Source organism: Sediminibacterium salmoneum NBRC 103935, assembly GCF_000511175.1.
Lineage (GTDB): Bacteria > Bacteroidota > Bacteroidia > Chitinophagales > Chitinophagaceae > Sediminibacterium > Sediminibacterium salmoneum.
In genome coordinates, this window is sequence record NZ_KI866530.1 from 1,211,254 (window position 1) to 1,228,070 (window position 16,817).

A 16,817-nucleotide genomic window follows, 5' to 3' on the forward strand; every position below is an offset into this window, starting at 1 on the left:
TGTGAATACTGGCGCCTTTAACCATATTACCGATAACGAATTACTTAAAAAGTACCGATCAGATCTCAATAAAGAATGGCTGGGCATTTTACTGCAGCGTTATACCCTTCTGTTATTAGGTGTATGTATGAAGTATTTGAAAAACGAAGAAGAAGCCAAAGATGCAGTGCAGCAAATATTTCTGAAGGCATTGAATGAACTTGAAAAATACCAGGTAGACTATCCCAAAAGCTGGCTGTATAAAATAGCCTGCAATTATTGCTTAATGAAAATAAGAGACAGGAAAAATACCATAGAACTGGACCAGCAGGATGAAAAAATGCTTATAACAGATTCCGACAGGGAAAACATGGAAGAAAAAGAAATGAACCTGAATTTGCTGGAAGAAGCAATAGAAGAATTAAATCCGGAACAGAAATCCTGCATAACTTTATTCTATCACCATAAAAAAAGCTACCAGCAAATAAGTGAAATTACCGGCTATTCTCTTTTACAGGTAAAAAGCAATATTCAAAATGGAAAGCGAAATCTTAAACTGTTGCTTTTAAAAAAACAAACCAGAATATGAAAAGCTGGAAAAACATATTTAAAAAAGAAGCACCACTTTCAGAAGATGAGTTAATGAAATATCTGAAAAACGAAGTGGATGCAGCTGATATCCACGAACTGGAAGAAAAAATTGCTGCTTCTGATTTTCATATGGATGCCCTTGAGGGATTGTCTGCATTCAAAGACAAATCTAAGCTAGCCGGTACTACCAGGCTATTAAACCAACAACTGAAAAAACAAATCAGTAAAAGCACAGACAAAAAGAAAAAAAGAAAATCAGATGACCAGCAATGGATTGTATTGGTTACCCTTGCCGTATTACTGCTAAGTATTCTCGGTTATTTTCTTATCCATTACAGCCGTTAATGCCTGCAAAAAGCAAGGATTAGTTCCTTTTGATCAGGAAATTCGGCTGCAAGGCTTTCCCCATTGGCTAATTCAAAATCAGCAAAATCAAATCCCGGGGAAACGGTACAGCCAACCAATGAATACGCTCCTATTGTTTTACTGGCAAACCAGGCCCCGGCGGGTACAACAGCCTGAAATACTTCATTATCCAAAGTATTCCTGCCTAGTTTTATTATATAATAATGTCCATTAGGTTCAATTACATGAATCTGAACCGGATCGCCATCATAAAAATGCCATACTTCATCTGATTTAATGCGATGAAAAGCAGAAAAGGAGTTTTCAACCAATAAAAACAAGATCGCTGTTGAGCAATTCCGCCTTCCATTCATTCCATTACTCAAACTATCTCCCTCTAATAAAAGATCAGATCGATAGGATTCTTTATAAAATCCCCCTTCCGGATGAGGCAACATTTTATACGATTGGATAATAGAATCAATGGCGGCTTTCATATTGCAAAGAAAATTAAATATTTCGTTTTATTATCTATTTACCGGCAAAGTAAGAATCAATCTATTTTATTAAAATACAATTAAATAATATTATATTATTAATAATACTATATATTTAAAACCAACACAATATTAAACTAAAATATTGATTAACAATTAATTAAATAAATATATAGCAATAATTGATTTTGAAAAGAGCATAATAAATTACATTATTATAATTTAGATATTTAATATTAAATAAATTATATGCTATTTTAAAGTAAATTAGCATGAACTTATATAAATATAAGAAATATCTAATTCAACTATGTACCAAAAGAAAATCAACATTTACAACCTTATGCCATTTCTGGTTTTATCAGTGATTGCTCTACTCAGCATTTTTGCTCCCCCCGAAATCAGCTTTATTGATAAAAACGGGAACTACAATACAGCTGATATTGCCTGGATACTTACGGCAACCGCCTTGGTATTTTTAATGACACCCGGACTGGCCTTTTTTTATGGCGGAATGGTACACAGAAAAAATGTTATTTCAACAATGATTAAAAGCGTTGTAGCCAGCGGGGTTGTAACAATTTTTTGGGTAACAATTGGATTCAGCCTTTGCTTTGGTGATTCATTTTATGGATTTATTGGCAATCCAACCACTTATTTATTTATGAAAGGAGTGAACAGCGGAGCTCCATGGAGTCTTGCACCAACTATTCCTCTGGGACTTTTTGCTATGTTTCAATTGATGTTTGCCATCATTACACCTGGATTGGTTGTTGGAGCTGTAGCCGAAAGAATTAAATTCACCAGTTACATTCTATTTATTGCCCTGTTCAGTATACTCGTTTATGCTCCCATTGCACACTGGACCTGGCATCCGGAAGGCTTTCTTTTTAAGATGGGTGCTTTAGATTTTGCGGGTGGAACCGTTGTTCATATATCTGCAGGTTGTGCTGCCCTTGCAGGTGCTTTGGTTTTGAAACGAAGAAAATCGCATATGGAACAAATTGAAATTCCGCCGGCAAATATTCCCTATGTTTTAATTGGAACCGGCTTGCTTTGGTTTGGATGGTTTGGTTTTAACGGTGGCTCTGCATTAGGGGCCAATACATTGGCTGTATCAGCTATTTCAACAACCAATACAGCTGCAGCTTCAGCAGGTTTATCCTGGATGTTTTTTGATGTATTGAGAGGAAAGAAACCATCCGTGCTTGGATTTTGTATTGGCGCGGTTGTTGGCTTGGTTGCCATTACTCCATCCGCAGGATTTGTAGCAATTCCTCAAAGCATATTTATTGGATTTATTGCTGCAATAATTTCTAACCTTGCCGTATACTATAAATCAAAGTCTTCTCTCGACGATACGCTGGATGTATTTCCTTGCCATGGAATTGGAGGAATGGTTGGGATGTTATTAACCGGTGTTTTTGCTTCAAAATCTGTAAACGGAATTGGTGAGGATGGATTACTATATGGGAACGGTCATTTTTTCATAACACAATTAAAAGCTTTATTAATTGTAGTCATATTCAGCTTTACCATGTCTATTGGTATCTTTAAAATAATCAGCCTGATGCTACCACTAAGAGTAAGCTCTGAAGAGGAAGAACTGGGACTTGATGCCACTCAGCATAATGAAAAATATTTACAGGGCACTTTACTTGTAAGTGAAAATGCCTGAAGACTATTTCTTTTTAAATTGCTTACTGAATCTGGCTTTATTGACGAGTCCAGGTATCGGTTCTGCCAATTAAAGAAACCCCAATAAAACCCCTTACCTCTAAGGTATTGGCATTGGTTAATTTCATGTTACAGGAATAGGTTTTGCCATTCTTAGGGTCATAAATATGACCATCTTTCCACGAATTCTTGTCTTTGTAATTAAACCCCCAGAGATTAACAAGACCTAAAATTGGTCTGGTTTTATTGGAGGGATCGGGATGCTCTTTATCTAATCTTGGTTTTCCTGTTTCCGGATCATTGGGTTCCTGCAAGGAAATAATCTTCCCCTGGAATTTTTCACCGTTTTTATAAATCTGAATCACTGCATTCCCGGAACCCGTTTTCCAATTACCCAGAATGGCGTTGGCATTATCCTGTGCACATAATGCATTTGAAAATATTACTGCTACCAGTGCGGCAATTAAGCCCCCCCAAACTTTTTTCATACACATAGATTTTGTCTGCATTGATAAAGGGTAAATATCTTAAAGAATTTCTCTTGAGTTCAATTTTTTTTATACAAAGAAGCTATAAAATGTTTAATGCTATCATTTCAATACATTTGATTATTGAACCCTTCATGAAGCCAATCATTACTCTTTTTTTCTTAACCCTTAATTTATTCTGTTTTGCAGGCGATAGTCTGATAACATCCCAACTGCTTAACAGAATTGCTTTTCTGCAGGCTAAAGAAGAAGGGGTTTTCCCCAAAGGCTCCATCCCATCTTACCGGATGTACGCACATAATAAAGATCGGTTCAAAGCAGATATTAACCCTTTTTTTACTGGCCTGGTTTCATTTACGCTACTTGATATTCATTCTCATTTAACAGATTATCAAAAAAACATTGCCAACCAGATCATAGGGAATAGCCTACCGGTTTTTGAAAAATTCAAAAACAGAAAAAACAATTATCCCACTTATAATTTCTGGCCAACAGATACCCCCCGGATTTTCCCCAATGCTGGCTGGCTGAATCAACTTGATAAAAGCAGATCCTTGCCCGATGACATGGATGATACGGTAATCATTTTATTGGCAATGCAGGCCAATGATTCCATTGCCCGATTAGTGCATGGGCTCATGCAAAAACACGTTAACAACCATTCCAATCCTGTAAAAAACACTTTTAAAGATTATAGAAAGCTGGGGGCTTATTCCACCTGGTTTGGCAAAAAAATGCCCACCGAGTTCGACATCAGTGTATTGATGAATGTACTTTACTTTGTTCAGAAATATAACCTGGATTGGAGCTCTGCAGATTCAGCAAGTTTAGGCTTAATAGAAAATGCTATTCAAACCCGGAAGCATATTGACCATGCTAATTATATTTCTCATCATTATGCCAAAACTTCTATTGTTTTATACCATCTTTCACGATTAATGTCTTTAAAGCCAATTCCTTCACTGGAATCACTAAAACCCCAACTCATCAATCAGGCTACTACCCTATTTAATCAATCCAATTCATTTATGGAACAGATTTTATTGAGCACTTCCTTATTGAAATGGGGTGCTAAGCCACCCGAAATTTCTATAGGTCCCAATCAGGATTTAACCTCATTAATAGAAGACGAAACCTTTTCATTTTTCATAGCCAATATGGGATCCATCTATCCAGACCAGGTAAAGAAATTTTTAACCAAATCTAAACTGGGTACATTCTATTATTATAGTCCTGGCTACAATAACTTACTTGTCCTGGAAAATATTATTTGGCAAAAGCGATTAAATCAAAACAACTAATCAACAGAATACTGGAAATAATTCCTGAATTATCCCATAAAAAACCCCGAAAATACTCGGGGTTTTTTGTGGAGCCGACCGGACTCGAACCGGTGTCCAAACATCGCGACCATTAGCTTTCTACATGCTTATTTCCTTATTAATTGTCGGCAATGCACAGGAAAAGAACAAACCAATACACTACTTAGCTGGATAATCTTAATCAACAGGCACAGCCTACTGTTGCAGCATCTCCTTTTGTTTTGTAGTCGGCGGCGGCACCTGGAAAGAAGCGAACCTGTGCGGCGGCCCAAATGGTTACTTAATCACTGATTAAGCAGCCATGGCATACTGTGTATTGCCAATTAATGGTTGAATATTCAGATTAAAGTGCTAATTATCCAACGCACTGCATGCTTACACCAACCGTTACATATGCTGTCAAAACCAAAACGGCCCCGTGAAAGTTTAGTATACAAAGGTAAGCGCAAATTTAAATGCTTACTTAAACAAACGCCAAAAGTCTAACCCCAAAGCGTATGCCATTAATCCCATCAACAGGATCATACCTGCCATTTGGGCATATTCCATGAACTTATCGCCTGGTTTTCTGCCGGAAATCATTTCATATAAGGTAAACAATGCATGTCCTCCGTCCAATGCCGGAATGGGCAGAATATTCATAAAAGCCAGTACTATGGAGAAAATACCTGTTAAAGTCCAGAATCTTTCCCAATCCCAAACGCCGGGAAAAGTATTACCAATACTGATAACACTGCCCAGAGAATCGCTGGCATTTACTTTACCGGTAAACAATTGTTTCAGGCCGGTTACATACCGATCCAGGGTTTCCCAGCAACGGTTAAATCCAATGGGAATGGATGCCCACAAATCGTATTGAATATGTTCGGTACCTAAAATAGCCAGTGGACTTTTCTGGAAAAAGCCGATAGCCCCTTTTTCATTCACCAATGCTTTAATCTGAACCGTATCCTTGCCACGGATTGCAGTTAATACTGCTACCTGATTGGTGGCTTTCTTCTTTAGTGCATCAAACTCGTGATAATACCTGAATGCCTGATTATTAATCGCAATTAAAGTATCCCCTTTTTTCAGTTCACCGGCATTAAATACAGCCGTGTTGCTTACAGAATCTACAATCACCGGATACTGTGGAATTAACATCCCACTGAATTTTTTCTCCTTGATAATTTTCTGCATGAACTGATCAGGCACTTTAATCTCCAATTTTTCTCCGTTGCGCAATACAGTTAATGTCTTTGCTTCGGTAAGAACCAACTCTGATTCAATGGTACCAAAATTTTCAATGGGTTTACCGTCCATGGCAATTACATTATCGCCATCCTGCAATCCAAGGCTCTTGCCCAATGAATCCACATGAACACCATAGGCCAGATTTTTTGTAGGCAATTGTTCATCCCCCCAATACCAGGTTATACCAACGAAAATAACAATGGCCAATACCACATTAACAAATACGCCACCAATCATGATAATCAGACGTTGCCAGGCGGGTTTGGATCTGAATTCCCATGATTCAGCAGGCTTCTTCAATTGCTCTTTGTCCATGCTCTCGTCGATCATGCCGGCAATTTTAACATAGCCTCCAAAAGGTATCCAGCCTAAACCATATTCGGTTTCACCTTTCTTCTTCTTGAACAAACTAAACCAGGGATCAAAGAATAAATAAAATTTTTCAACCCGGCACCCAAACCATTTAGCAGGCAAAAAATGCCCTAGTTCGTGCAATACCACCAATATAGAAAAAGATAAAATAAACTGTCCGGCTTTTACTCCTACACTACCCCAGTCAATAGCTAATAAACTCATACATTCCCCTCTTTATTAATTTAAATCATTTAATTACATATGCAATAAGGAAGCGGCAAAGTTACGTGCCTCCGCGTCGCTGTCAAAATAGTCCGTTAAAGTTGGTTTTTCAATGAATGGAATCTTATTCATGGATTGCTCAACTACTTCGGTAATATCCAAAAATCCAATCCGGTTTCTTAAAAAAGCAAATACCGCCATCTCATTCGCTGCATTCATTACGCAGGCCGTATTTCCACCTTTATACAAAGCATCTGTGGCCAACGCAAGATTCCGAAAGGTTTTCATATCGGGCTCTTCAAACGTTAAGGTTGAAGGCTTTTTAAAATCGTATCTCGGAAAATTATTGGGAATGCGCTGAGGAAAAGCCAGCGCATATTGAATGGGCAATTTCATATCGGGCAAACCCATTTGCGATTTAATGCTTCCATCTTCAAATTGAACCATACTATGAATGATGCTCTGTGGATGAATCACCACCTGTATCTGATGGGCTTCCAGATTGAACAACCACTTGGCCTCTATCATCTCCAAGCCTTTATTCATGAGGGTTGCAGAGTCAATCGTAATTTTAGCACCCATGCTCCAATTGGGATGTTGCAGGGCATGATCTCTTTTTACATTCACCAGAAAGTTGGGCTTTTTTCCAAGGAAAGGACCGCCACTTGCTGTCAGAATAATTTTTTCAATTTTATTTCTACCCTCACCAACCAGACATTGAAAAATGGCAGAGTGTTCACTATCCACCGGAATCACTGCTACTCTTTTCTCCGCAGCTTTCTGCATCACAAGATCTCCGGCCACTACTAATGTTTCCTTGTTTGCCAAAGCAATTGGCTTGCCCAACTCAATTGCATTTAATGTAGGTTTAAGCCCTGCATAACCAACAATGGCTGCGAGCATCATATCGTAACAATCTACCGATGCTGCTTCAGCCAATGCATCTTCTCCTGCAAAGACCTTAATATCCGTTTTTGCCAATGCCGCCTTAACGTTCTGGTATTTTTTCTCATCCCCAATAACAACAATATTGGGATTAAACAATAATGCCTGCTTTATTAAAAGCTCATCATTACTCTGAGCAGTCAGAATTTCTGCACTGAACAAATCAGGATTTGCCTTTATTACATCTAAAGCCTGTGTTCCGATTGATCCGGTAGACCCAAATATGGCAATTCGTTTTTGACTCATGATAGTTGAACTTTAAGAATGGGCATAGTTACACAATATAAACCAAAAAATATCTCCCTTGGTTTATGCTATCAGAAATTGCTGCAAGCCTTCCGCAATTTTCCGGTCATTACTCAACCGGGGAACTTTATTTTGTCCTCCTAGCTTACCCTCTGCTTTCATATATTGTATAAACCCGCTTTTTTGTACCTCTCTTATTTGTAAAGGCAATAGAATATTCCCCCGCATTAAGTCCTGATAATAGACATTCTTATTGCTTAGTGCCTCATTCAGAGATGCTGCAAATGCATTGAAATCGGAAGGCGGTGTTTCAAACTCAATATACCATTCATGATAACTCTTTCCTTCCCCTTGTTGAATAAACGGAGCAACGGTGAATTCTGTAATTTTTGCAGGATGCTTTTCCAATGCTATTTGCAATGCAGCTTCTACTTCTTCGCCAATCACATGTTCCCCAAATGCCGAGATAAAATGTTTTATTCTTCCTGTAACCAGTATTCGGTACGGATTTAAACTGACGAACTTTACAGTGTCTCCTATATTATAACCCCACAACCCAGCATTGCTGTTAATTATCAATGCATAATTTTCTCCCAGCTTTACATCTTTCAGACTCAGGCGGGTGGGTGACTCATTAAAAATTTCCGCTGCAGGAATAAATTCAAAGAAAATGCCGCTATTGGTATTCAATAACATCCCTTCCTGATCCATGGTATCCTGAAAGGCAAAAAAACCTTCACTTGCCGGAAACAATTCTATGGCATCTATTTTCTTTCCAATGCTTTCCATGAGTCGGGCACGGTAAGGCTGAAAATTAACCCCTCCCTGAACCATTACGCTGAAATTGGGAAAGATTTCTGAGATCTTTTTACCTGTCCGCTCAATCAATCTGTCAAAATACATTTGCATCCATGGTGGAATCCCACTTATTAATGTCATGTCTTTGTTCAGGGTTTCCTGAACAATTTTATCCAGCTTGGTTTCCCAGTCTTCTATACAATTGGTCTCGTAACTGGGTAACTGATTAGAACGGAGATAGGCAGGAATATGGTGATTTACAATTCCGCTCAACCTGCCCGTAGGAATATCCCCTGTTCTTTCCAACACTGGAGATCCACTTAAAAAAATCATTTTCCCATTGGCAAAAGCTGTATTTCCAGTTTCGGCCATATAACAGAACAGGGCATTTCTGGCTGTCTGGATATGGTTGGGTATGGAATCCTTGGTAATAGGAATATATTTAACCCCACTGGTAGTTCCACTGGTTTTGGCAAAATAAATGGGCTTCCCTTTCCAGAGTATATTAGGCTTCCCAGCCTTAATTTGCTCAATATAGGGCTTCATTAATTCGTAATCCCGAATAGGAACTGACTGAGAAAATGCCTTATAATCCAATCCGGCCGTAAGCTGGTGATCTTTCCCAAACTGGGTTTTAGCCCCCTGTTTAACCAGGTTTTTAAAAATAAGGTCCTGATGCTGTACCGCGTGCATCATCCCCTTACGGATACTATTGTGTATTACATTGGCAAAGGGCTTTGCCAACAGCGACTTATAGTTCATAGGCTAAAATTGATCCCAAAGCAACAAAAATAGGCTTATCCAAGTCCGTTTCAAGTACAGAAGGCTTAATTTTGCAATAATTTATTTCTAAAATCTTTGTGTTATATCGGGCGGAAACCTTACCTTTGCCGTCCTAATTTTGGACAGCTATGTTAGCAATAGTAAAAATCGCAGGTCAACAGTTTAAAGTACAAGAAGGTCAAAGCTTGTACGTTCCCCACCTGCAGGGTAAATCCGGTGACAAAGTAGAGTTTAACGACGTACTGTTCGTTGACAATGGTGGTAATATTTCAGTAGGTGCAGCTGTTAAGGCAACCGTTAAAGCTGAAATTGTTAGCGACCTGGTTCAAGGCGACAAAGTCATTGCTTTTAAAATGAAAAGAAGAAAAGGATTTCGTAAAAAGCATGGTCATAGAACGCACTATACCAGAATTAAAATTGAAAGCATCGCTTAGTAATTAACATTTTATCGGTTCATACCGGTATTATAAAACATACAATTATGGCACACAAAAAAGGGGAAGGTAGTGTTAAGAACGGTCGTGATTCACAGAGCAAACGCCTGGGTGTAAAAATCTATGGTGGTCAGCCTGCACTATCCGGTAACATTATCATTCGTCAGAGAGGAACTCAATACCATCCTGGTAAGAATGTTGGAGTTGGAACAGACTTCACTTTATTTGCATTAGCAGATGGAATTGTAGAATTCAAAAAAGGCAAAGCAGACAAGACAACTGTCTCTGTTTTACCAGCGGAAGCAACCGCATAAAAAATTTTTTTGTAGTTCCAAATACAATTTTTATTTTTAATGTATTATTTACTAACCATTAAATCTAAAAAACATGGCAACTGCAAAAAAAGCCGCTCCTAAAAAAGCCGCTGCAAAGAAAGCTGCTCCTAAAAAAGCCGCTGCTAAAAAAGCCGCTCCTAAAAAAGCTGCTGCTAAAAAAGCCGCTCCTAAGAAAGCTGCTGCTAAGAAAGCTGCTCCTAAAAAAGCTGCTGCTAAGAAAGCTGCTCCTAAGAAGGCTGCTAAGAAAGCTGCTCCTAAGAAAGCTGCTAAGAAGAAGTAATTCTCTTCTTATTTCTCAAGCAGAAATAGATTTAAGGCCCGTTCCAATTTTGGAATGGGTTTTTTTGTATAAACCCCTACTTGTTCCTAATTTCCAGGCATGATAACAAATGATGAAATAGCAGCTCAGTTTAGCCTCCTTGCTAAATTAATGGACATACATGGCGAGAATTCATTCAAAGCCAAATCCTATGCTGCAGCGGCTTTTAGCGTAGATAAATTACTAACCCCACTGGCAGAAATGGATAGAAATGCCATCTTTTCCATTAAAGGAATTGGTGAAAGTGCCGGGAAAAGAATTCTGGAAATATTAGATACAGGGCAATTCTCTATCTTAAATGAAATTATTCAGAAAACGCCTCCGGGCATTCTGGAAATGTTAAGCATAAAAGGTATCGGTCCAAAAAAAATTGCCACTATCTGGAAAGAACTTGAAATTGAAACCTTAGGTGAATTGCTATATGCCTGTAACGAAAACAGGCTTACATTATATAAAGGGTTTGGCGAAAAAACACAGCAAAATATTAAAGAGGCCATTGAATTTTACATGGGTTCCATGGGACGTTATTTGTACCAGCAGGTAGAAGAATTTCAAATGGAACTGGAAAAAATACTTATCCATTCACTACCCTACCAATTTGTGATTACTGGCGAATTCAGAAGACAATTGGAAATAATTGACAGTATCGATTGGGTTACCAATGCCAAAGCTGAAGCACTCAATCCTTTTATGCAGGGAATAGGCTTTACAATTAACAACCAACAAGATGATAGGTTAAGTTTCTGCAACGAAAAAAACATTCGCGTACAGTTCTGGCTGGCAGATGAGGCAAAAATTCCTGCGGTTCTGTTTAGAACCAGCTGCAGTGAATTGTTTTTAAATACCTGGTCTGAAACCTTTGGATGGAACGAAACAAAAAGTTACACTGAAGAGAGAAGCATTTTTGAACAAGCGGGTTGCCCCTTTATACCTGCTTATATGAGAGAGGATGCGGAAATAATTACCCTGGCAAAGCAAGACAAGATTACACCAACCCTTACTGAAAAAGACATTAAAGGGATTATTCATTCCCATAGTACCTGGAGTGATGGTGGCAATACTATCCAGCAAATGGCAGAAGCTGCTATTAAAGATGGATTAGAATACCTGGTTATCTCTGATCACTCTAAATCTGCATTTTATGCCAATGGTTTAAGCATTGAAAGAGTATTGCAACAACACCAGGAAATAAATAAACTGAATCAAACACTGGCACCATTTAAAATTTTCAAAAGCATTGAAAGCGATATATTAAATGACGGAAGCCTCGACTATCCGGATGAAATTCTGGCGCAATTCGATTTAGTAATTGCATCTGTACATTCTAATCTTAAAATGAACGAAGAAAAAGCCAATGCCAGGGTTATCAAGGCCATTGAAAACAAATTTACCAATATCCTTGGCCACCCAACCGGTAGATTGCTTTTGAGCAGGGCTGGCTATCCAATTGATCACGAAAAAATCATTGATGCCTGTGCTGCTAATGGTGTAGTCATTGAACTAAATGCGCATCCAAGAAGGCTAGATCTGGACTGGAGGTGGATCAGAAGGGCGCTTCAGAAAAATGTACTGATATCTATTAATCCCGATGCACATACCATTGATGGATTTAAAGATTGCAAATATGGCGTACTGGTAGCTCAGAAAGCAGGATTAACCCCTTCCCGGAACCTAAGTAGTTATTCCATCTTGCAATTGGAAACCTTTATTCGGGAACAAAAGCAGAAACATTAAACTTCGGCAACCGGCAATTGAATTGTAAACAGGGTTCCAACTCCATCTGTTGACTGATAGTTTATTTGTCCATTGGCCTGTTCAACAATTCCTTTACAGATAGCCAAACCCAGGCCGGTTCCTGCTGACTTGGTAGTAAAGTTAGGCCTGAACATATTGGGTTTCATGGAAGCAGGGATTCCTCCGGAAAAGTCCTGTAGTTCAATAATTAACGAGCTCCCTTCATTCCTGAGTCTTATTTGTAAAACAGCTGTACCATCCAGTTCTTTTCCCGCTTCTATGGCATTCTGAATCAGATTCATAAATAATCGATTAATCTGAACCTTATCAGATTCAATTGTCACTTGCCTGGCTTGATTATTCAGTTCAATTTTAACTGAAGCATCTCCCTCATACAAATGCTGAAAAGATTCAAGTATGGGTATGATGGAAAATGTTTCCAGTTTCACATTGCCAATATTGGCGAACTGGGAAAAATCTCCAGCAATTTTTGCCAGCTGATCAATTTGTTCAATTAGTGTTTTGGCCAGCTTAAGACTCAATTCCTGCACATTGGGAGCTCCCCTTTCCACAGCATTCTGCAAATACTGAATACTTAGTTTCATGGGAGTAAGCGGATTTTTAATTTCATGAGCCACCTGTCTGGCCATCTCTCTCCATGCCCCCTCCCGCTCAGTCTTGGCAAGACTTTCCGCACTTTTCTCCAGCTTTTTTACCATGTTGTTGTATTCATTCACCAGGGCCCCGATTTCATCGTTTCTGTACCATTCAATGGGCTGATTCTTTGCTTCCAGACTCATCTTCTGCATGGTAGCACCAATTAACCTGAGTGATGAAGTAATTCGATTGGTAATGAAGAAAGCGATGGCGCCTGCCAATAAAAATATAAATGCATTTAAATTAATCAGCGTAGCCAGAAATCCTGAAATTTCCTGGTTCAATTCCAGCTGAGAATTTAGATATGGAATATTTAAATAACCAAAAGTATCTCCAGTTTCCGATAACAAAGGAGTATAAATACTAGTATATCCAAATCCACCAATCGACTCAGATTGAATAAATCGGATACGGTTGTTTCGTTGCATTTCGTAAAAAGCAACCGGATCCATTTTCCGGCTCAACAAATTCTTGTTGTAAATATAAGGTTGAGTAGAAATAATCAAATCTCCGGAAGCACTGTAGTAATTGATATCAACATTATGCAAATCAGAAATTTCTGCAATAATATTCTCCAGTTCATTCTTAATACCTGGATTATTAGGTTCGTCATCTGTAGCCAGAATACTAATAACTTTTGCATTTAATTCATTCGCCATAACCTGTATAGACTTGGTCAGGCGCTCTTCATTGGTGGTATTATACCGATAGATAAAAAAAGAAATGGTTGCAATTCCTATTACCAAAAAGGAGAAAACGCTAACAAAAATAATGGTAGCCTGAATCTGTGATCGGATATTTAATCTTAATAAAGTATTAATTTGATGCCAATTGAATTTAGCATCCACCAGAAGTGACCCGATATGAAATATAAAAATGATTAAAAGGAAGGAACAAAACAAATAAGCAAACAAGGTTATGGATTCAATGAACCAGGCATTTTGCTTTACTACCGCTACTTGCCGTTCCTTTCCTGCATTATACCAAAGTTCAATATAATCCTTTGTTTTTCTGAAGGTAAACTCAAATACAGGATTATCATTGGCTGTAAGAACCGTTGGAAAATTATAGTTATTGAAATGATTAATTAGTTTACCCTTACTATAAATTGCATAAGCATAGTCACTGTTAATATTAGCAATTACATCCTGAGACTGATTAAATAATTCCGGATACAAGGCTTCGCTCTTATATCTTTTCGATTTCATTAAAACAAACAAATGACCAATGGTACTGCTGTTTTTTTCAACATCTACCTGATAAATATAATTGAACCCACTCGCATTGTTGTCGTAGGTAAACAAATTAGGAATATCTGTTGCAATGGCCTGATTCAGAACAATAGTCTTAATAGAAGAATAGTTAAGAGAATCTTCGTTAAACAAAGGGTGAAACAAACTGTCAAATGTATAAATACGGGTATCGTATTTGTTTAGATAGCCTGAAAAATTCTGATTAATCAAACTGTCTTTAATAAATTTATTGGTGTATTCACTTTCGTGAAATCGTTGAAAATTATCGCTTAAAAAGCTGTTATTAAAATTAGATGCCGCAATTTTAAGAAGGCTTTCCCCCGAAGGATCAGATTGAATGGCTAGCTTTTCAGCTATTCGTTTTCTCTGCTCAAACTCAACATTTCGTTTCTGGTATATCACGAGAGATGCAATAGAAAGAGTAAAGAACATTACCCAGAAAATAAAAAAAGGAGACTTGATAATTTGAATTCGCATATCTGAACGTCTGATATGCAGAATAAAAAAATAAATAATAATCCATACTATCAGGAGCAGATAAAATCCACCCTGGCTATAATTATTCATCAGAAGAATGTTGAAGAAACCACTCAATACAATAACTAAAACCGGGAAAAATTTAGCTGATCCGGTCACAATCATTTTAATGGTTAGAACTTGTGATAAATAAAAATAGCCTAGTGCCAGAAAACAGAGAATAACAATACTGATAGTACTGTAAATAGTTAAACTAAAGAAGTTGGTTACGTCAAAAGAGATTTTAGCGTCTCTTACCAGGCTTTGTATTACACTAACAATAAAAAATGCGGCAGTAGTAAAAATAAAAAGTCTTAATACATTACTATAGCTAATCGTCACTGGTTTATCCTCTGTTCTATTTACATAGTGTATCTTGGCAAATCTCAATACCCAGTAAAATAAAATAGCATTTATTAATAATGCACCTAAAGAGGAATTAAGCCAATTAGAAGCGTAAATTGTGGGATCGAACAAGGGAAGCTTAGAATAATCAAACGGGAATGGGAAAATGTAGGCAACTATCCTTAAGAAGACAACATTGGTAATCAGAAAAATTATACCCGTCTTAAAATTAACAATGCGAATTAATTCAAGCGTAATTGCGTGAATAAATGTAAAAAGCAGGAAAACAGAAAGTAATCTAAATAAGATGGTGATTACATCGTAAGCAATGAATCTTTTACCCTCTTTCAGTTGCAAACTGAAAAGATAAACCCCGTTTTTGCTGTAAACCGGATTCTCTGTAATGGCATCAGCTATGGTATACTGTTCGTCTAATCCGGGAAAATCGGCAAAGTCAGAAACAAAGTATTTATTCTGAATAAAGTAAGACCACTTTACAGGTACCATATTTACTAGCCAGAAACTCTTTCCTCTCAGCGTCATTTTCTTTTTAAGCAAAATGAACTGACCATTAGAAGTATTTACAAACTTTACCGGAATAAAGCTGATGAGTTCTTTTTCGGGTACAGAAATTTTATTGGTACTCCAGTATACCTGTCTGGATGGTTGGTTGGCATTCAGTTCATATACAAAAAAACCAGCTTCTTCTTTTTGCAATTCCAAAGGAATCTCTGCATTAACAGTATCAAAAACTAAACCTGCAATTAATGCGGTATCACTCGATAGTTTTTCAAATCTGTTTTCCAGCTTATGAATCCTGTCTGCAATATTCTCGCTTACTTTATCCGGACTGGAATTATAGCTAAAGTAGTTGGAGAAAATGAAGGATAAAGTATATAACCATGCAGCAGTTATTATTAAATAACCATTCTTGTACGCTGCTTGCTGAATATGATTAATTATCCGATTCATTGGTCCTTTTGGCAGCATTCCACAATTCATCCATTTCAGTCAGATTCATTTTGTCGAGTGTGAGGCCTTTCTCCCCCGCTTTTTTCTCCATGAACCTGAACCTACGGATAAATTTCTGGTTGGTCTTTTCCAGAGCTGCTTCCGGATCTATCTGCAAAAACCGTGCATAATTAACCAGACTAAACAAAATATCGCCAAATTCAGCTTCCATTTCAGCCTTATCCGCCTTCTGAACTGCTGTGCTGAACTCACTTATTTCTTCTTCAACTTTTGCCCATACATCCTGCTTATTCTCCCATTCAAAACCAATTTGCTTGGCTTTTTCCTGAACCCTAAGCGCTTTTACAATAGCTGGTAATGATTTGGGTACCCCTTCCAGAACCGACTGAGCTACTTTGCCTTCAGCTGCTTTAATTTTTTGCCAGTTTTTCTTTACTTCCTCCTCGTCCTTTACTTTAACATCCCCATATATATGCGGATGACGTCTTATTAATTTTTCCGCAATACCGTTTAATATATCCTCCAAAGCAAATTGAGACTCTTCCCTGCCAATGCGCGAATAAAATAACAAATGCAGGAAAAGATCACCCAGTTCCTCCTTAATCCCTTTCCAGTCATTAGCATCAATTGCATCAACCAATTCATATAATTCCTCTATGGTCATAGATCTAAGCGTATGAATTGTCTGCTTTTTGTCCCAGGGGCATTGCTCCCTAAGTTCATCCATTATGGTAACCAGTTTTAAAAATGCATCAGCTGTTTGATTCATCGG

15 protein-coding genes and 1 other RNA gene are annotated in these 16,817 nt (G+C 37.8%); 8 read left to right on the top strand and 8 right to left on the bottom strand.

Features of this window, described 5'->3' with window-relative positions; genetic code table 11:
• Nucleotide 1 precedes the first annotated feature (1 nt).
• Entirely contained in the window at nt 2-568 is a 567-nt protein-coding gene (locus P767_RS0105855) for an RNA polymerase sigma factor (protein ID WP_051417177.1), read from the top strand.
• Nucleotides 565-915, top strand: coding sequence for a hypothetical protein (locus P767_RS0105860; protein WP_026763780.1), 351 nt, complete (start codon nt 565-567; stop codon nt 913-915). The genes P767_RS0105855 and P767_RS0105860 overlap by 4 nt, the downstream gene beginning before the upstream one ends.
• Here the strand turns inward: P767_RS0105860 and P767_RS0105865 are convergent.
• Nucleotides 912-1,412: a cupin domain-containing protein gene (locus tag P767_RS0105865; protein ID WP_026763781.1), complete on the bottom strand. Its 501-nt coding sequence runs from the start codon at nt 1,410-1,412 to the stop codon at nt 912-914. The genes P767_RS0105860 and P767_RS0105865 overlap by 4 nt on opposite strands.
• Nucleotides 1,413-1,722: 310 nt before the next feature.
• Here P767_RS0105865 and P767_RS0105870 point away from each other — a divergent pair, with 310 nt between their 5' ends.
• Nucleotides 1,723-3,090 (top strand): ammonium transporter, encoded by a 1,368-nt coding sequence (locus P767_RS0105870; RefSeq protein ID WP_051417179.1) that lies wholly within the window; start codon nt 1,723-1,725, stop codon nt 3,088-3,090.
• Between the two features lie 37 nt (nt 3,091-3,127).
• On the opposite strand, the gene P767_RS0105875 is transcribed toward P767_RS0105870, so the two are convergent.
• The gene (locus tag P767_RS0105875; protein WP_026763783.1) at nt 3,128-3,577 is read right to left on the bottom strand and encodes a DUF2147 domain-containing protein; all 450 of its coding nucleotides are present in this window, start codon (nt 3,575-3,577) and stop codon (nt 3,128-3,130) included.
• Nucleotides 3,578-3,711: 134 nt separating this feature from the next.
• On the opposite strand from P767_RS0105875, the gene P767_RS0105880 reads away from it, so the two are divergent.
• Nucleotides 3,712-4,878: a hypothetical protein gene (locus tag P767_RS0105880; RefSeq protein ID WP_157611394.1), complete on the top strand. Its 1,167-nt coding sequence runs from the start codon at nt 3,712-3,714 to the stop codon at nt 4,876-4,878.
• 66 nt (nt 4,879-4,944) lie between these two features.
• On the opposite strand, the gene ssrA is transcribed toward P767_RS0105880, so the two are convergent.
• The 4 genes from ssrA to P767_RS0105895 form a co-directional block, all read right to left on the bottom strand.
• Nucleotides 4,945-5,317: a transfer-messenger RNA gene (gene ssrA / locus P767_RS17905) on the bottom strand.
• 41 nt (nt 5,318-5,358) lie between these two features.
• Nucleotides 5,359-6,708: an RIP metalloprotease RseP gene (gene rseP, locus P767_RS0105885; protein WP_026763785.1), complete on the bottom strand. Its 1,350-nt coding sequence runs from the start codon at nt 6,706-6,708 to the stop codon at nt 5,359-5,361.
• 33 nt (nt 6,709-6,741) lie between these two features.
• The gene (locus P767_RS0105890) at nt 6,742-7,899 is read right to left on the bottom strand and encodes a 1-deoxy-D-xylulose-5-phosphate reductoisomerase (RefSeq protein ID WP_026763786.1); all 1,158 of its coding nucleotides are present in this window, start codon (nt 7,897-7,899) and stop codon (nt 6,742-6,744) included.
• A 63-nt stretch (nt 7,900-7,962) separates the two neighbouring features.
• Nucleotides 7,963-9,459, bottom strand: coding sequence for a GH3 auxin-responsive promoter family protein (locus tag P767_RS0105895; RefSeq protein ID WP_026763787.1), 1,497 nt, complete (start codon nt 9,457-9,459; stop codon nt 7,963-7,965).
• A gap of 149 nt (nt 9,460-9,608) precedes the next feature.
• Here P767_RS0105895 and rplU point away from each other — a divergent pair, with 149 nt between their 5' ends.
• The 4 genes from rplU to P767_RS0105915 all read left to right on the top strand — a co-directional run bounded on the left by rplU (nt 9,609) and on the right by P767_RS0105915 (nt 12,302).
• Nucleotides 9,609-9,914 carry a 50S ribosomal protein L21 gene (gene rplU / locus P767_RS0105900; protein ID WP_026751554.1) on the top strand — a complete coding sequence of 102 codons (306 nt, stop codon included), beginning with the start codon at nt 9,609-9,611 and terminating at the stop codon, nt 9,912-9,914.
• Nucleotides 9,915-9,961: 47 nt separating this feature from the next.
• Complete coding sequence (gene rpmA / locus P767_RS0105905) at nt 9,962-10,228, top strand: 50S ribosomal protein L27 (RefSeq protein ID WP_026763788.1); 267 nt, start codon at nt 9,962-9,964, stop codon at nt 10,226-10,228.
• Between the two features lie 73 nt (nt 10,229-10,301).
• Nucleotides 10,302-10,529 carry a hypothetical protein gene (locus tag P767_RS16050; RefSeq protein WP_037352355.1) on the top strand — a complete coding sequence of 76 codons (228 nt, stop codon included), beginning with the start codon at nt 10,302-10,304 and terminating at the stop codon, nt 10,527-10,529.
• A gap of 99 nt (nt 10,530-10,628) precedes the next feature.
• Nucleotides 10,629-12,302: a DNA polymerase/3'-5' exonuclease PolX gene (locus P767_RS0105915; protein WP_026763789.1), complete on the top strand. Its 1,674-nt coding sequence runs from the start codon at nt 10,629-10,631 to the stop codon at nt 12,300-12,302.
• Here the strand turns inward: P767_RS0105915 and P767_RS0105920 are convergent.
• Together P767_RS0105920 and mazG are read right to left on the bottom strand one after the other, a co-directional pair.
• Complete coding sequence (locus P767_RS0105920; RefSeq protein ID WP_026763790.1) at nt 12,299-16,045, bottom strand: sensor histidine kinase; 3,747 nt, start codon at nt 16,043-16,045, stop codon at nt 12,299-12,301. The two genes, P767_RS0105915 and P767_RS0105920, sit on opposite strands and share 4 nt — an antisense overlap.
• Entirely contained in the window at nt 16,029-16,814 is a 786-nt protein-coding gene (mazG, locus tag P767_RS0105925; protein ID WP_026763791.1) for a nucleoside triphosphate pyrophosphohydrolase, read from the bottom strand. The genes P767_RS0105920 and mazG overlap by 17 nt, the downstream gene beginning before the upstream one ends.
• Nucleotides 16,815-16,817 lie beyond the last annotated feature (3 nt).

Bases quoted from the DNA above. Each gene is read 5' to 3' on its own strand.
- P767_RS0105860 (WP_026763780.1), top strand. From the start codon at position 565: ATGAAAAGCTGGAAAAACATATTTAAAAAAGAAGCACCACTTTCAGAA.
- P767_RS0105865 (WP_026763781.1), bottom strand. From the start codon at position 1,412: ATGAAAGCCGCCATTGATTCTATTATCCAATCGTATAAAATGTTGCCT.
- P767_RS0105870 (WP_051417179.1), top strand. From the start codon at position 1,723: ATGTACCAAAAGAAAATCAACATTTACAACCTTATGCCATTTCTGGTT.
- P767_RS0105875 (WP_026763783.1), bottom strand. From the start codon at position 3,577: ATGAAAAAAGTTTGGGGGGGCTTAATTGCCGCACTGGTAGCAGTAATA.
- P767_RS0105880 (WP_157611394.1), top strand. From the start codon at position 3,712: ATGAAGCCAATCATTACTCTTTTTTTCTTAACCCTTAATTTATTCTGT.
- rseP (WP_026763785.1), bottom strand. From the start codon at position 6,708: ATGAGTTTATTAGCTATTGACTGGGGTAGTGTAGGAGTAAAAGCCGGA.
- P767_RS0105890 (WP_026763786.1), bottom strand. From the start codon at position 7,899: ATGAGTCAAAAACGAATTGCCATATTTGGGTCTACCGGATCAATCGGA.
- P767_RS0105895 (WP_026763787.1), bottom strand. From the start codon at position 9,459: ATGAACTATAAGTCGCTGTTGGCAAAGCCCTTTGCCAATGTAATACAC.
- rplU (WP_026751554.1), top strand. From the start codon at position 9,609: ATGTTAGCAATAGTAAAAATCGCAGGTCAACAGTTTAAAGTACAAGAA.
- rpmA (WP_026763788.1), top strand. From the start codon at position 9,962: ATGGCACACAAAAAAGGGGAAGGTAGTGTTAAGAACGGTCGTGATTCA.
- P767_RS16050 (WP_037352355.1), top strand. From the start codon at position 10,302: ATGGCAACTGCAAAAAAAGCCGCTCCTAAAAAAGCCGCTGCAAAGAAA.
- P767_RS0105915 (WP_026763789.1), top strand. From the start codon at position 10,629: ATGATAACAAATGATGAAATAGCAGCTCAGTTTAGCCTCCTTGCTAAA.
- P767_RS0105920 (WP_026763790.1), bottom strand. From the start codon at position 16,045: ATGAATCGGATAATTAATCATATTCAGCAAGCAGCGTACAAGAATGGT.
- mazG (WP_026763791.1), bottom strand. From the start codon at position 16,814: ATGAATCAAACAGCTGATGCATTTTTAAAACTGGTTACCATAATGGAT.